The sequence below is a fragment of the [Ruminococcus] torques ATCC 27756 genome (genome assembly GCF_000153925.1).
GTDB lineage: Bacteria > Bacillota > Clostridia > Lachnospirales > Lachnospiraceae > Mediterraneibacter > Mediterraneibacter torques.
Map to the genome: position 1 here is coordinate 56,112 of NZ_DS264358.1, position 16,959 is coordinate 73,070.

12 protein-coding genes are annotated in these 16,959 nt (G+C 41.8%); 1 reads left to right on the forward strand and 11 read right to left on the reverse strand.

What is annotated here, in order from left to right:
- Nucleotides 1-5: 5 nt before the first annotated feature.
- The 8 genes from purE to RUMTOR_RS07740 form a co-directional block, all read right to left on the reverse strand.
- Nucleotides 6-512 (reverse strand): 5-(carboxyamino)imidazole ribonucleotide mutase, encoded by a 507-nt coding sequence (gene purE, locus RUMTOR_RS07710; RefSeq protein ID WP_009243603.1) that lies wholly within the window; start codon nucleotides 510-512, stop codon nucleotides 6-8.
- A gap of 25 nt (nucleotides 513-537) precedes the next feature.
- A complete protein-coding gene (locus RUMTOR_RS07715; RefSeq protein WP_009320101.1) occupies nucleotides 538-2,631 on the reverse strand; it encodes an aminopeptidase in 2,094 nt (697 codons plus the stop codon).
- Nucleotides 2,632-2,707: 76 nt separating this feature from the next.
- A complete protein-coding gene (locus RUMTOR_RS07720) occupies nucleotides 2,708-3,094 on the reverse strand; it encodes a DUF6142 family protein (RefSeq protein ID WP_004846779.1) in 387 nt (128 codons plus the stop codon).
- The gene (locus RUMTOR_RS07725; protein ID WP_022002985.1) at nucleotides 3,063-3,545 is read right to left on the reverse strand and encodes a VanZ family protein; all 483 of its coding nucleotides are present in this window, start codon (nucleotides 3,543-3,545) and stop codon (nucleotides 3,063-3,065) included. Before RUMTOR_RS07725 ends, RUMTOR_RS07720 begins: the two co-directional genes overlap by 32 nt.
- Nucleotides 3,546-3,791: 246 nt before the next feature.
- A complete protein-coding gene (locus tag RUMTOR_RS13145) occupies nucleotides 3,792-3,941 on the reverse strand; it encodes a hypothetical protein (RefSeq protein WP_004846784.1) in 150 nt (49 codons plus the stop codon).
- Between the two features lie 16 nt (nucleotides 3,942-3,957).
- The gene (gene pyrE, locus RUMTOR_RS07735) at nucleotides 3,958-4,638 is read right to left on the reverse strand and encodes an orotate phosphoribosyltransferase (protein WP_004846787.1); all 681 of its coding nucleotides are present in this window, start codon (nucleotides 4,636-4,638) and stop codon (nucleotides 3,958-3,960) included.
- 90 nt (nucleotides 4,639-4,728) lie between these two features.
- Nucleotides 4,729-4,905: a tyrosine-type recombinase/integrase gene (locus tag RUMTOR_RS12715; RefSeq protein WP_330360047.1), complete on the reverse strand. Its 177-nt coding sequence runs from the start codon at nucleotides 4,903-4,905 to the stop codon at nucleotides 4,729-4,731.
- A gap of 659 nt (nucleotides 4,906-5,564) precedes the next feature.
- On the reverse strand, nucleotides 5,565-12,029 hold the full coding sequence (locus RUMTOR_RS07740; RefSeq protein ID WP_004846791.1) for a glycoside hydrolase domain-containing protein: 6,465 nt from the start codon (nucleotides 12,027-12,029) through the stop codon (nucleotides 5,565-5,567).
- 185 nt (nucleotides 12,030-12,214) lie between these two features.
- Between RUMTOR_RS07740 and RUMTOR_RS13915 the strand changes: the two genes are divergently transcribed.
- Entirely contained in the window at nucleotides 12,215-12,730 is a 516-nt protein-coding gene (locus RUMTOR_RS13915) for a DUF6512 family protein (RefSeq protein ID WP_004846805.1), read from the forward strand.
- Nucleotides 12,731-12,808: 78 nt separating this feature from the next.
- Here the strand turns inward: RUMTOR_RS13915 and RUMTOR_RS07750 are convergent, their stop codons facing one another.
- The 3 genes from RUMTOR_RS07750 to RUMTOR_RS07760 form a co-directional block, all read right to left on the reverse strand.
- A complete protein-coding gene (locus RUMTOR_RS07750) occupies nucleotides 12,809-13,312 on the reverse strand; it encodes an NUDIX hydrolase (RefSeq protein WP_009243608.1) in 504 nt (167 codons plus the stop codon).
- A 76-nt stretch (nucleotides 13,313-13,388) separates the two neighbouring features.
- Complete coding sequence (locus RUMTOR_RS07755; RefSeq protein ID WP_004846809.1) at nucleotides 13,389-15,233, reverse strand: ABC transporter ATP-binding protein; 1,845 nt, start codon at nucleotides 15,231-15,233, stop codon at nucleotides 13,389-13,391.
- Complete coding sequence (locus RUMTOR_RS07760) at nucleotides 15,226-16,959, reverse strand: ABC transporter ATP-binding protein (RefSeq protein ID WP_004846811.1); 1,734 nt, start codon at nucleotides 16,957-16,959, stop codon at nucleotides 15,226-15,228. The genes RUMTOR_RS07755 and RUMTOR_RS07760 overlap by 8 nt, the downstream gene beginning before the upstream one ends.

A 16,959-nucleotide genomic window follows, 5' to 3' on the forward strand; every position in this document is an offset into this window, starting at 1 on the left:
CTCCTTTACTTTAAATACTCCTCATATCCGACCTCGGCAAGACGATCGGCTTTCGCCTGAACGGTATCTTTCATCTCTGCCGAATAGTCTTTTAACTTTTTTAATACCTCTTCATCTGATACAGCGAGGATTTTTGCCGCAAGAATCGCAGCGTTCATTCCACCGTCAATCGCAACAGTCGCAACCGGAATTCCCGGCGGCATCTGAACGATCGAGTAAAGAGCGTCCATACCATCCAGATTCTTTCCTGACATCGGCACTCCGATCACCGGCATCGGGAACAGCGCCGCACACATTCCCGGAAGATGTGCAGCCATTCCGGCTCCTGCGATGATTACTTTAATCCCTTTTCCTTCCGCAGCTTTTGCCCACTCAAAAAATACATCCGGCATACGATGTGCGGAAATGATCGTCATTTCATAATCAATTCCGAATTTTTCCAACATTGACGCAGCTTTGCTCATCACTTTCAGGTCAGAGTCACTGCCCATTACGATTCCTACTTTTGGCACGTTATTTCCTCCTTAAAATCTCAAATCAATTTTCGAGTTGTTTTAATGGTTCATTTAAAATCTCAGTTCCCGGAAGCACAAATCTTCCGTCTTTAATTAGTATAATGTGTTTCCCGTCTTTTGTCACTACACTTATTTCTTCTAACTCTTCATAAGGTACGGTTATATCTGTATGACATTGAAAGTATGCCGCAGACGGATCTTCTTTTCTTTTCAGCGAACAAGAATTATCCTTTGCAACGATTTCTTTTCCGTTCGGATTATATACACGGACGTCTTCGCTCCATGAATAGCATGTGTCGCCCACTGCAAAATGAGGTCCTGTTTTCTCTGCGATCAAAATCGGCATCTTATCTTCGATCCCGTATTTTTTTCCCGCGGCATAAGCAGTCGTATTTGTTCCGATCGCGAATTCGCCAAGCGGAAGAGTATCATGATTTTTCAAAACATTATCAAAAATATATCGTCTGCCTTCTTCCTCGTCTTTAAAATTGCCGCATCTATAATCAACGATCTTTCCGTCTTTAAATTTCAATTCAAGGTCTTTATACTGCAAACCGTCAAGATACACCCGGCTGACATGCAAAACTCCGTTCGTTCCTTCCAGCACCGGTGATGTAAACACCTCGCCTACCGGAATATTTACATCTGCCACACAGTTTTCAAAAATCGTCTCTTTCCGAGCATCTTTTAACGACCAAAGCCGAATCTCCATATCCGTCCGGTTCTCTCCCTTTCCGATCACACGGACTTTTTCTCCCTGATCGAGCGCATCGATCATCGTCTGTTGAACTTTCTCATATAATTTTGCATCTAACGTATTAATTCGTATTACTTCATCGAAAATTTCTTCATATTTCGGACCGATCTCCGGCACAGGATATGCAATGATCGTAAAACTTCTCTCTTCTCCTTTGATATATTCATTTGTGATCTGACCGGATCTGCTGTCGTATTGAAGCGCAAGCTCCCTTTGCTCTTCACAGTAAGCCGGAGCTTCCGGTACTGCTTTCGGTGAAAACGGCTTTTCTCCGAATGTTTCCATCACGGCAGGTCCTGCGAACTGCGCTGCCTGTTCTTTATTTTGTTCATAAACAGTATGCATCACTTCCAGACGCCGTTCAATATAGCGTTTATCCATAAATAACGCCTGATCTTGTCTGTGATCGTACTCATACTGCCAGTTTGCCACAGCGCCGAAATATCCGATTTTGTGATGCTCTCTTTTCGTGATCACACCCGACGCCGCCCTGTATATTACAGGTTTTAACCCCATAGCGCGAAACTTTGCGATCGCCGCTCTTATGACCCGTTCAAATCCGAGGCTGTAACGAATATTTACGACTGATTTTTTGGACAGATCTTTTCCTGTATTGATAAATCCGATCCGATATCCTTCCGTGTAAACGTCCGCCATCTTTTGAATCGTCTCTTCGGGAAGCGACCTGAGACGGCGCGCAGTTCCCAGCTCATTTTCTGTAATATATTCTCCGAAACGATACAAATACCTGTCGCTGCTCAAATCTGCATTTTCGATAATATCTGCCGCAAACGAATACGACGGATCGATCTGTTCTTTAATCCGATCTGCCAAAAATACGTCGCAATAATCGCTTGCATACCAATACACGATATCTCTTACTCTTCGTATTTCCGGTTCAGCGCCATCTGCCCGGCAATTTTCAAAATACGTATATACCTCGATAAACAATTCATACAAAATCGTCAGATAATCAAGTCTGCCTTCAAACGCATAAGGGATGCCGGAGCGCATTTCCACATAGAGAAAACTCAAAAGCCTTCCCATCTCCGGCTCAAACCAGCTGCATGCATATTTCGGATTTGCATAGCTTTTTTCGTAAGCATCCCCGACAATATCACTATAAAGGATTTCGTTGATCTGTCTCATGTCTTCTTCATTATATTGATCCCATTTTCCGCTTTCCACCTGAATCCGCACATTTTCCACTTCAAGCAAAAACAGGGCAACCAATCTGAAATACGCGATATAAGAATCTTCCACAGATTCCTCAAAAGGCAGCGTGCGAAGACGTTCTACCGACAACGCATGCCGTTCCCTATATGAATCGTTGTTGTATTTTTCTGACACTTCCTGCATTTTCCTTTCCCTCCCGCTCATCTGTTTACTTTTCTTTATTATTTATCTTTTTTCACTACTTTTTATCTTTTGCTTACTAATTCAAACCTCTGATAAATACCGCAAAAAATGAAATAATCGCCGCCGCATTCATGACAATACCGATCTTACACGTCAGATAACTGCGTTCTCTCTCCCGAAATCCTATAATTGCCGAATAAATTCCGTATCCTGCCAGTATCAAAGAAATAATCGTAATACCTCCTATGATCCCGGGGGCTTCTCCTCTTCGGACAAACGCGTATGCTATACATCCCGCCAACACTGCGGCCGAACCTAATCCGAACAGACACGAAAGATTTCCGTTGCCCGCCTGTTTTTGCTTTGGCTTTTTATGTTTCACCCCGCTTTTTTTCCGGTTTTCCTCCCGTTTCAAAGCAGTTTCTTTTTTCTTATCTTCTGCCTTTTTTTCCTTTCCAAACATAACGTTTTCTCCTTATCCGACTGCATACCACAAACAAAATATATCCTAAAACTCCGCCGATTGTATTTAATAAAATATCATCGACATCAAAACTTCCTACTCTCGTAAAAAGTTGTATTGTTTCCACGCCCAGACTCAGCGCCATACTGAAAAATAATATTTTAAAAAATCCCATGGACTTTCCCGCCATGGAAATAAAGAAACCATAAGGAACAAAGATCATAATATTCCCGAGAAGGTTCGCAAGCACCGTAAACATGCCAAGCTGTTCTCTATAAGTAAGAAAACGTCTGATTTCTTTAAATAATTCAAGATTATATCTATACTCTTCCGTCACTTCCGTTCTTCCGTACCATTCCGCAAGAAACAGAAAATAAATCAAAAAAACAATATATAGTAAAAACAGGATTTTCCCAAATATCCTATAAATCCGCTCTTTTTTTATACTCAAAAATAACTCTCCTCACACAAGGAACTCTCCCTATCAGTAATTTTTTCAAATCACCGGAAGCGCTAAAAAAGCGCGCTCCGGGACTATACACGGCCGCAAAGTCTCAGGCAAACCCAGACTTCGTTCCGCCGCCGTTGCAAAAAGGGACTGCCTGTATTCCGGCTTAGTCCCTTATTTTTCTTTCTGTTTATTTATCTCTCTTTCATCCGTGTCCTTTCACAGTTTCCCTGAAAGCTGTCAAGCTGCTTAAAATGTAATCTCTTTTTTATGTTTGAGTAATTTTGCTCCGTTCACGATTGCAAGTATTCCTGTTGCCACTCCGACAACGAGAACGATAATCCCAAGTGTAATGCTGCTTGCACCACTGTTTTTCATTGTAAGATATGCCTTTTCCATAAAGCGCCTCCCCGTTTTATTTTACTCCATATGTTTCATAGTATGTATCGATCGCAGCCTTTAATGTATCGTCGATCACAACTTTTCCGTTATACGGCTTGTTGTACAAGTGTTCCACGACTTCTTCCATCGTCACGATCGCGGCCGTATCGAAACCATACAGATCTTTCACCTCGTCAAGGGCGCATTTTTCTCCCCCTTTTCCGACCTCCATACGATTAAGAGATACGATTAATCCGACGATCTCCACATCAGCGGCCTGCTTTACTTTCGGAACGGTCTCTTCCATCGACTTTCCTGACGTCGTTACATCTTCGATCATGATAACTCGATCGCCGTCTTTAAATTTACTTCCGAGGAAGCTTCCTTTGTCTGCTCCGTGATCTTTCTCTTCTTTTCTGTCCGAGCAGTATCGTACTTCTTTTCCATACAACTCACTGTAAGCGATCGCAGTTACAACCGCAAGAGGAATCCCCTTATAAGCAGGTCCGAACAACACATCAAAATCATCTCCGTATGTGTCATGGATCGCTTTCGCATAATATTCGCCGAGCTTTTTAAGCTGCGAACCTGTCACATATCCGCCTGCATTCATAAAAAACGGAGATTTCCTTCCGCTTTTCAATGTGAATTCTCCAAATTTCAGCACATCGCTGTCCACCATAAACTCAATAAATTCCTGCTTATAACTTTCCATCTTTCTTAAAACCTCCGTATTTACGGGCTTTTCTCGCCCTTACTTTCTATGTTTCATCCCCTGCTACACCATTTTTACACCACTTCATGCTCAACTACACCTTCTCTTAAACTTCTCCGTTTCCAAAAACAGCGTATCCTCTGTTACGTGGCAGTACAAACCCATTGTCATTTGTAATGTGCCATGTCCCAGAAGTTTCTGCAATATTTTGGGGTTCATGCCATATTCGATTGCTCTTGTAGCAAAAGTATGCCGAAGTGTGTGCAATGTAAAGGGGGCAAAATCGGGAAAAAACTATTAAACCTTCTCAATTTTATCATATATTTCCTGTTATTTCAATTAAGGAACTTCCTTAAAAATGTACGAAAAACTGTCAAATAGTCCTTTTCTTACTCTACAATCGTACTAATGATACTTAGTATTGTTGTAACGATTTTGATAGCGTATATAAATCAATCAAAAAAGTAACCGCCCCTCGCCCAAGGAATGCGGTTACTCTTTTGAGTAATTAGATAATTTGGACTAACCAACTATCAATAGTGTCTTTTTTTTATTATTATTTAAACAAATACCTATTCAAATGTCAAATTTGACGCTCTTACAATTTTGCTATCAAATTTAATAATTCTTTCCGATTTACTACACCATTTAGTACACCATTTTCATATCAAACCACACCACTTTATGATACAATACACCACTTTACCGTTTTTCAAAATCTTGCAGAACACCAGTAAATACAAGGCTTTGAGAAGTTACATCAATTTATGAAAGAGCATTGTCAGAAATTCACATATTTTCCGTTATTTCAATCGAGAAACTCCCCTAAAAATGTACGAAAAACCGATCTCATAAAAATCCATATACAAACAGGGCCGCCACTAAGTGACAACCCTGTATTTTTCCGTACTGTTTACGGATGAAGCTTATTTTCTTTTGTTCCTTTTGAAAATTGTCAGAGCCGTTCCGCCTGCAGTCACGCCTGCAAGAACTACAAGTCCGATCAGCAGCGTTACGTTAAAATTATCTCCTGTCTGAACCGCTCCGCCTTTGTCCGGTTTCTCTGTATTCGGTTTCTTATCCGGATCTACCGGCTTCTTATCCTCTGACGGATCTGCTTTCACCGATACGGCTACGTCTGCCGACTGTCCGCCGTATGTTACTGTTACTTTCTTCGTATCCGCTGTCAGTTTTGTATTAAGACTCGGATTAAAGGAGAAATCTTTTGCCGTCTCCGGTCCGTATGCAACAACTTTTGTTGTTCCGTCTGACATCGTTACTGTAAGCACAAGTCCTTTCGGATCGAATTTCTCCCCTTCTTTGTACTCTGTCTTAGCAGGATTTGCTTTAATTTCAACTTTGTCTACCGTTGGCGTCTCCGGCTCTACCGGCGTGTCAGCTTTCACTTCAATACCGATTTCTACCGTCTTGCCCGCATATGTTACATCAACTTTGCTCACACCTTCTGTAAGCGCTGTATCAAGTGACGGATTAAATGCGAAGTCTGCCTTTGTTGCATCACTGTAAGCTACTTCTTTGTCCTCGCCTTTGTTATATTTCACTGTAAGCACAAGTCCTGCCGGGTCGAATTTCTCCCCTACTTTGTAAGTTGTCTTAGCTGGCACTTTTTTAACGGCAATTTTGTCTACCGTCGGTTTTTCCGGCTCTACCGGTGTGTCAGCTTTCACTTCAATACCGATTTCTACCGTCTTGCCCGCATATGTTACATCAACTTTGCTCACACCTTCTGTAAGCGCTGTATCAAGTGACGGATTAAATGCGAAGTCTGCCTTTGTTGCATCACTGTAAGCTACTTCTTTGTCCTCGCCTTTGTTATATTTCACTGTAAGCACAAGTCCTGCCGGGTCGAATTTCTCCCCTTCTTTGTACTCTGTCTTAGCAGGATTTGCTTTAATTTCAACTTTTTCTACCGTCGGTTTCTCCGGTTCTACCGGTCTTTCTTCCAAACCTTCAAATGCTGAAGTTAATACTTTCAGCGCTTCATCAATCTGAATCTGCTGTGCGGAAGAATCTGCAAATACTGTCTGTGCATCCGTCAGCGCTTTTGCAAATGCCGCATAAGAAGTGTCTGTGTACCCTTCTGCCGACGTATCTTTTACTTCATTGATTTTTGCTTCCAGGGCGCTTCTGTCAATCAGACCGTTTTCATTCTCGATTTCACCAAGTTTGAATTTTGCCTGTTTGATATAACATAAATCTGTTCTTACATTATAATTACCTGATTCAAATGCATTCTTAGAAAACTCTTCGTCAAAGTGTCCGTAAGAATCCATGATAAATGTTCCATCATCCAGAACTAAAATTCCCGCATATCCCGTATCACCGGATTTTGCATTCATTGCCCAGTCTTCTTCGATCAGTATACGGTATTCACCTTCGTTTTGCTCTAACAGGTCTTCATATGTTCCAACCCATGCAACCCAGTCGCCTGCCATCCAGTTGTTATCAAGCTTACCGTCTTTGTATACGATCTCACGGAATGTGATCAAAAGACGTCCGCTGATCGGATCATATACAGCTTTATGTCTTTCCCCTGCAAGCGAACCTTGCATTTCTTCCGGTTTACTCCATGTTTTTCCTTCATCATCAGAATAGAACATCACGGATAAGTTTGGTTTTTTATCACTTCTTGCCAGCGCCATGATCCGTTTTCCATCCGGTGAGCGGAACATTCCGACTTCACAGATTCCATATTTGCTTTCGATACTTCTATAATCAGCTAAATATCTTTCCGGCTCGCTCCACTGTTCATTTCCGTCTTCATCAAATGTCAGATAGCTCTTGAAGTTGACATAACCATAATCATGGAAAACACCCATCCATTTCTGAATGTAATTTCCCTGTTCATCTTTTAACTGCACAAGACTTGCCATTGCTACGATTGTATGTTTTTTCTCTGCTCCGTCAAAAGAAGGCCAGTGATTCTTATATTCTGTCCAAGTTTCTCCGTCATCATCAGAGTAGGCAGTATCCCATCCGCCTCTTTGTAAATCCCAGTTCGGACATGCTGAAATCAGCATAATTCTTTCTTTTCCATTACCCATATCCAATGTATATAAGGTAGGTGTTTCCTGACAAGTTGCAAACGATGCCGGAATATCTTTCTTCTCCGTCCAAGTCTCGCCTTCATCATCACTAATCTGCATAATAATCGGTCCATGACCGTGTCCTGTCGGATAAGCAGTAATCAGTCTGCCTGTCTTTGTCTGAACCATGTCCGGCTGTCCAAGATACTGTCTAGGTGTATTCGGAGCTTTTTCAATATCTTTCAGATATTTATCCGCCAATTCATACTGTGGAATCCTTGAATTTGCATACAATACTTTCTTACAGTTTACTGTAACTTTTTCCGTATATCCGCCGCCTGTTACAGTAATGACCGCTTTTCCTTTCTTGTTCGCCGTTACTAAACCGTCCTCATTTACACTTGCAATTTCCGGCTTGTTTGAGACATATGTAATCGTCTTATCTTCGGCGTCTGTTATCAAGTTTGTTGTAATCTGATACGTTTCTCCGATATTTACCGTTGGATTCGTATCCGCAATGTTTAATCCTTTTACTTTCATTGCGGAAAGTATTTCACTTTCATTCAATACACGGTTATAAACTTTCACTTCATCGATCAGACCTGTAAATCCAGTACCGCCGATCACATCCGCAGGTGTTTTAATAGGATTATTTTTTGTCCATGCATTGATATCACCGACTCTTGTACCGTTTACATACATGGCAAGACCCTGATCTTTATCCTGCACCCATGTAATATGATACCACTTGTCTTTCTCGAAATCATACTGATACGACAAGACGTCTCCGCCATTATTTCCTACACGGAATCCGGATACTCTGTCTGCCGCCATCTTCAATGAGAAGGAAAATGCTTTTGTGGAATCTTCCAATACAGAAATCTCTTTATTAAATTCTGACGTAGTCTTTACCCAATACGAAATCGTCCAGTCTTTGTCATTCAGATCGCCTGCCGTCTGCGTAATCACTGCACCTTTTCCGTCTTGTGTTACGTTCAGCGCTTTTCCTGATTTGCCGGCTTCGGTTGTGCAGGAAGCATCAAGAGTACCGTCACGTTTTCCCCATTCATCCTCTAACTTCTGTCCTTTCACATCGTCAAATGAATAGTAAGAAACCTGCGCTCCTTCTTCAACCTCAGCTTCTTTTACAACGATCGTAACAGAATCTTTCTTTTCTTCATTTTGGTTAGATGTCACCGTAATAACAGCGCGGCCTGATCCCTTCGCAGTTACCGCTCCGTCTTTCACAACTGCAACTGCCGGATTATCGGTCGACCATGTGACTGTGTTATTCAATACATTTTCCGGAAGGACTGTAACTTCAAGCTGAGTTGTACCTCCCTGCTGTAATTCAACCTCTTTCTCTCCGTTGATCGATACTGAGTCAACCTCGGTCACTCCCGCTTTCTTTAATGCGACATATTCTTCTGTCAGCTCGGCAATTTTTGTTTTGATCGTATTCATATCCGACGCAAGTTCTTGTTTTCCCGCATCTGTCAGATAATACGCGCTTGATGCATAAGTCGGTTTTACAGAATCCATCAAAGCATCCACTTTTGCCGCCATGCTCGGAACATCTGATTTCATTTTAATAAGTTTATTTACATCGCGTACACCTTCTGCCATTTTTTCAAAACGTGTACTTGATTTTGTAACTTTTGCTTCAGAATCATCCGGGAATACAAGGAAACAATCCCCGGCTTCAAATGCATTGTGAGTCGTATCTTCCAATGGATTCTCAACCCATGAGTCATATGCCCAGCGAAGATATCCTTCTCCGCCTACGGAATAAGAATACATCATTGTCCAGTAGCTTTCTCCCGGCGCACTTAATGAAAAGTTACCCGGTTTATGACCTGTACATGTATAAATAGTTGTACGAAGTCCCGCATCTTCACGAGCCTGTCTTATTTCTTCAAACTGCTGAGGATGGGCCTTTACCGCGATAGAACCTACATTCAGGTCGTCTACGCGCATTGCAAGATCTTTTTTCTCAACAAATCCATCCATCGCTCCCGCACTCTTTAATTTCAAAGGTGTCGGAATGCCGCGTTTAATTGAATCGATCAAATCAAACGCCGCCTTATTAAATCCTCTTTCATCGATACCGATATAAGCGTCGTTAAACCAGCCTTTTTCATATAAATGGTCTGCAAGATCATTCAGAAATGCCGTCCATATCGTTGTCCATTCTTCTGAACCCGGAGTCAATCGTTTTTTTACTGTTGTCTTTGTCGCTTCATCATAATAAACAACTGAGTTTGTCCAAGGCGCAATACTGTAACATACGATCTTGTCCCCGATTTTCATAACGTCTTTGTTAAACGTTACCCATTTATCAAAATCCGTATAATCAAAACTCCATTTTCCATCCGCTCTCTTTGTCCATTTAACCATAGAAGGGAATTTAACAGTTCCTTCCCCGTATGTCTGGCCTGCCCACGCCTCTTCTACGATTGTAGTTGTAATGGCATGTCCGCCGGCATTTTTATATAATCCCATGTGGGATTTTAAAATTTCAAAATGCTCTTCAGAAAACGGCGTTACATCATAATATTCTGCGATACGATACGGGTTCTGCCACAATTCCATATCAAAACCATCTTTAAACTTCGTCGCATCCGGAAGTTCTGCATCAGCAACTTTTAACGTATAAGTAAATGTAAGTGGTTCTGCTAATTCTTTTGCCGTTACCGTAACCGTTCCTGTATAACTACCTGCCGCTGTTCCTGCCGGAACTTTCACAGATACCCAGATATTCTGAAGTTTGTTCGTTCCAATATTCATCGCTGTTCCGGCATCCTGATAAAGCACTTCATTTGCTTCCTGTCTGCTTCCTTTCGGAACTTCTCTGTCAGGATCACCGTATCCCGGCATTCCTGTATAAGCCTGAACTGATTTAATAAATTTTAAATCCACATTTGCTTTCGGAATCGTATTGCCGTTTCCGGTGAAATCACTTGCCGTCGCTGTTACATCTGTATAAGAAGAATCTATCGAAGCTAAAGAAATCTCAGAAGTAACCGTATCATTCTTCCATGCATTCAAAGTATCTTCTGTTTTGTTTGCTGCTTTTACCTCAGTTAATTTATCCTGGGTATACTGAAGATTATTATCTGTAATTGTTCCGTGAAGTTTTGCTTCTTCCGGTTCTCTGTAAGTATATACATACACCTCAGCGGCATCGATCAGAATGTCCGAACCTGTTCCTGATGCATTTCTTTCCCCTGTAGCCACCGCTTTTAATGTGTGTTCTTTTTCTTCTAAATCGGAAATCGTTGTAATGAATGTAGAATTGATATTAGTAGCATTATAAAGGTCTCCCTCTGCTTTTTCCTCACCGTCGATCAGATACTTCACTTTTCCCATCATTCTGTTTTTACCGGAATAGATATCGATCTTATGTCCTGTAAATTTCACTTCATAATAGGTTGCTTCAGGATGCGCCGGATCTACTTTTTTTGACCATGTATGCTGCGCATCTCCTGCCTCCCATTTTCCTTCTGCGAATGTGAAGTAGTTTGTTTCTCCGCTCTGCTGTGTATGCGGAATTTTCACCTTTTCTTCAATCGGAGCTTTTTTTCCTGTAATCTTTTCATACATGCATTCTGCTATGTACAGATATCCTGCATCTGTAAAATGTACTTTATCTGTATTATAAAGATTTTCTTTTCCTTCGGTCTTTTCATACATATCAATGAAATCCCATGCGGCATTTTCTTTAATCAATGCCTTCTGAGCCTGATAGACTTTTTCGACCTTTTCCTGAGTGATATCGTTTCCCGTCGTCTGATAACATTTCGGAGACGTGGCAAAAATAACTTTGTTATTCTCCGTCTTATACTCATTATAAAACGCTGTCATCTGTGTTTTATAATTTTCTTCGTTCCAGTTTTTGGAATCATTCGTTCCAAGCATAATAATTACAATGTCTGCATTATAAGCTTTACTTTGTTCGTATTCTGTACCGCTTTTATATGGATTACTTGTCCCCTCCATCAAAAACGCACCTGTTTCCCCAAAGTTTTTTACTTCATATCCGCTTCCAAGTAAACTCTGCAAACGTGCCGGATATGCATTTGGTCCTTTCTTTCCTGAATTCGCGCCCGTCGAAGTGTACCCTTCCGTCAGGCTGTCTCCCACGCATGCCACCTTGATCTTCGCGGCGGCATCTGCCGTCTCACCTTCTGCCCATGCGATCGTGCCGCTTCCTAGAATACACCCTAATGTAAGCACAACACTTAAAACAATTCCCATTGCTTTTCGCATTAGTTTTTTGACATTTTCCACAACTATTTTCCCTTCCTTTCTTAGCATTTTGCCCACATACTCATACAGAACCATATACCCTTTTGTTCAATGTGTCAACATTATTTTTACCCCCCCCCGCTCCATATGTCGTATTTTCATCATTTTCCATATAAAATACATTTATTTTTATGCATAATGACGAGTTTTTCGAGGGCTGATTTTCTAACTTCTGCATATACTATATAAAATACTTTTCTGCTTATGAAAGGAGACTTGTTATGCTTGCTTCCTATAAACTTTCCGGTAAATACATCTTTATCTCCGGTTTTCTGTTCACGTCTGTTCTCGGAACACTGTCGCACTTTTTCTATGAATGGTCCGGCGATTCAACTTTTATAGGTCTTGTCTGCCCAATCAGCGAATCTGCATGGGAACATATGAAACTTTTGTTCTTTCCGGCTCTGCTCTACTGCTTTCTTTTCAAACTAATATATAAAAACGCCGTTCCAAACGTATCTTTACCACTTTTATCCGGCATTCTGACAGGAACGACACTTATCCCTGTTTTCTTTTATACTTACTCAGGCATACTCGGCTTTACGGTTGTCTGGATCGATATTGCTATTTTTTACCTTTGTACTGGAATCACTTTTTCAATGGCATCCAAATTATATGAGCAGAAAAATATCGCACGTTTCCGCTTCCTCATATATGGACTGACTATATTATATTCCATCCTTTTCTTTATATTTACCTTTATTCAGCCGGATATTGCCCTGTTTCAAAATCCATGACTTTTCATACCGCGTCCGCTTACGCCTGCTTCTTTTTTCTATCTGTCTTTCACTTCATTTTTCAGTCTGTTTTCCGGTTCATTTTCCAATCCACTTTCCATCCTCGGTAAGAGGAAGCGGCTTCCCGTCAAGAACAGCGCTTTTTAAAATATCTTCTATATTATAAACAAGTTTCAGAGAAAAGAAGCCGCAGTCTCTCTCCAACAGATCAAAGAAAATCTTATCTCCCTCCCATAACTTCAGCGTCTCGATCTTTGATTTTTCAACCCATTCCAACTCGCCCTCATCACAGTCGATCGGTTCTCCTTCAAACCCGTCAGCCGTATAAAGCGACATGTATTCTACAACATCTTCACCGTAAACAAATGTCACGATTCCCCGGTAAGCCCACGAAGTCAGCGTATATCCCGTTTCTTCTTTCACTTCTCTTAGCAAGCACTCTTCAGGACTTTCTCCATATTCAAAATGTCCGCCGACACCGATCCATTTATCTTTATTCACATCATTTTCTTTCACCGTACGGTGAAGCATTAAATATTTATCGTCTTTTTCTATATAGCATAATGTACTTAATTTTGTCATAGCCATCCTCCTTAATACGGTCTCTATATTTGTATCTTTATCCGTTTTCAGACTTTTTTATTTTCTTCACTTTTTATCATTTATCCTCATCTTTTCCCCTAAGAAACTGCGATTCATACAAATGTCTGTAAAATCCGTCTGCAGCCATCAAGCTCTCGTGATTGCCCTGCTCAATAACTTTTCCGTCTTTCATAACGAGAATCACGTCCGCCTCGCGGATCGTTGACAGACGATGCGCCACAATAAACGTCGTCCGCCCTTCCATCAATTTTGTAAAAGCCGCCTGTATCTTTACTTCTGTTCTTGTGTCGATCGATGACGTCGCTTCATCGAGGATCAGCATAGGCGGTCTGCACAGCATAACACGCGCGATGCATAAAAGCTGTTTCTGTCCTTGCGACAGCCCGTCTCCGTCTTCTGTCACCCACGTGTCATATCCGTTTGGCAGACGCAGGATTACATTGTGAATATAAGATGCTTTTGCAGCTTCTATCATTTCCTCTTCTGACGCGTCGGACCTTCCTAAAAGAATATTTTCCCGGATCGTTCCCGTTTTCAGCCACGTTTCCTGAAGCACCATGCCATATGCACAGCGCAGACTTTCCCTCGTAACCTCACGCACATCCTTTCCGTCTACTGAAATACAGCCGCCGTCTACATCATAAAACCGCATAAGCAGATTGATCAGCGTTGTTTTTCCGCATCCCGTCGGTCCTACAACAGCGATCTTTTGTCCCGGCATAACTTTCAAATTAAAATCCGTGATCAGATTCTGTTGTGGCATATACGAAAAATCAACATGCTCTGCCAGTACATGTCCCCGGACATGAGTCAGAACCGCCGCATCTTTTGCATCTTCCGGCTGAGGAATTTCTTCTATTAACTCAAAAATACGACCGGCACATACAACCGCGTTTTGGAACTCTGTCACAACTCCGGATATTTCATTAAACGGCTTTGTATACTGATTTGCATAACTCAAAAAACTTGTAAGCTGCCCTACTGTCAGCGTTCCGTTTACTACCGCAAACGCACCTGCGATCCCGACTCCCGTATATACGAGACTGTTTATAAAACGGGTCGCCGGATTTGTAACGGAAGAGAAAAATGTCGCTCTCAAATATGCGCTTCCTAATTTTTCATTAATCTTATCAAACCGCTCCGTCACTTTTTCTTCCTGCCCAAACGCCTGTACTACTTTCTGATTGCCGATCATTTCGTCGATCAGACCTGTCTGTTCTCCTCTGATTTCAGACTGAAGACGAAACATCGCAAATGTTTTGCGGGCAATAAAGTTCGCCACAAAAAATGAAATCGGAGTGATCAAAACGACGACAAACGTAATATTTACATCAACCGACAACATAAATCCCAGCGTGCCGATAATCGTTGCAGCTCCTGTAAACAACTGGGTAAATCCCATCAAAAGTCCGTCCGCAAACTGATCTACATCCGCAATAACACGGCTTACTATTTCTCCGGATGGATGATTGTCGATGTATTTCAGCGGAAGGATCTGAATCTTCCGAAAAGCTTCGTTTCTCACATCCTGCACGACCTGATAAGTCATTTTATTATTGCACACATTCATCAGCCACTGCGCAAGCGCCGTAATACCCGTACATATTCCGATCTGAAACAGAATTCGGAATATCCCGGCAAAGTTTACCGCTCCTTTTCCTATGATCTCATCTACCGCATAACCGATCAGTTTCGGAATGTAGAGCGTAAGGGCGACGCTGACTGCTGCCAGCAAAACAGAAAAAACAACAAAAATACGATACTTCCCAAGATGCCCGAATACTTTTTTTAATATTTCTCCCCGGCTCATTTTCCGATCTTTGCTCTGTGGCTTACTCTGCTCTGCCTGCACTTTTGACTTCTGTATTTTATCTTCATTGACTGTTTGTTTTTTAAGCATGTAAAACCGCCTCCTCCGGAAATTGTGAATAATAAATCTCCTGATAAGCCGAACAGTTTTGCATCAGCTCCTCATGTGTTCCGACCGCCACAGCTTTCCCTTCTTCCAGCACAACGATCCGATCTGCATATCTGACCGATGCCGCCCGCTGAGAGACAAGAAATACTGTCGGATTTTCTTTCATGTTTTTAATCGCGTCACGCAAAGCCGCGTCGGTCGCGAAATCAAGCGCCGACGCACTGTCGTCCAATATAAGAATATCTGGTTTTCTTACAAGCGCTCTTGCGATCGTCATACGCTGTCTCTGCCCGCCGGACAAATTTCTCCCGTTTTGTTCTATCATAAATTCAAGCTTTCCCGGCTTTGAATCAACGAACTCTTTCGCCTGTGAAATTTCAAGCGCTTCTTCCAGTGTTTGTTCCGATGCATTTTCATCTCCCCACCGAAGATTCTCCGCAACCGTCCCTTTAAAAAGCACCGCTTTTTGAGGAACCACGCCGATATGACTGCGCAAACTTTCAATCTCATATTCTCTTACATCATGTCCGAAAACCTTCACTTCTCCTTCCGACGCGTCATAAAACCGAGGGATCATGTTTACGATCGATGATTTTCCAGCCCCTGTTCCGCCGATAATCCCTATCGTCTCTCCCGGCATTGCCCGAAACGAGATGTTGCTCAACGAAGGCGCTCCCGCATTTTTATATGTCAATGACACATTGGAAAATTCCACCGCAGGAATCCTTTTTTCTTCTGTATACAACAAACTTCCCGACTGCATTTCCGGTTTCATTGCCAACACAGCTTCGATCCGTTTTCCGCATGCAGCCGCTTTCGTCACCGTAATGATCAGATTCGCCAGTTTCACAAGCTCCACAAGAATCTGCGACATATAGTTGACAAGAGCCACTACTTCCCCCTGAGTCAGACTCCCCATATTTACACGAACCGCGCCGACATAAATAAGAACTATAATACCCACGTTCACGATAATATACGTCAGTGGATTCATAAGCCCGGAGATACTTCCAACAAATTTTTGTTCCTTTGTCAACATTTGATTGTTTTCTTCAAATTCAGCCTTTTCTTTTTCCTCTTTATTAAAAGCACGAAGCACTCTTACACCGATAAGATTTTCTCTCGTTTTTAGAAGAATTTCATCTAAATATGACTGCACTTTCTTATAAAGAGGCATTGTAATCAGCATGATCCCAAATACAACTACCGACAAAAGAGGAATTACAACAACAAAAACCATTGCCGCTTTGACATCTACCATAAAAGACATTGCCATTGCGCCGAATACAATAAAAGGCGAACGTAAAAAAAGACGAAGGACAAGGTTCACTCCTGCCTGCGCCTGATTTACATCACTTGTCATTCGGGTCACAAGCGTAGAACTGCCGATTTCATCCATTTCCGAAAAACCGAAATGTTGAATATGTTCAAACAGCGCATGCCGCAGTCCTGTTCCGAACCCAGCCGCCGCTTTTGCCGAAAAATATTGAGCTGTAAGAGAACATATCAGCCCGACGATTCCCAATACAATCAAAACAAGACACATTCTTATAATATACGGGCTGTCTTTTTGAGCAATTCCTTTATCGATCACCGCAGCCATAACAAGAGGAACAAGAAGTTCAAAAGATGCCTCCAGCATTTTAAACAGCGGAGCCAATATAGTCTCTTTCTTATAATTTTTTAAATAAATAAAAAGTGATCTCAT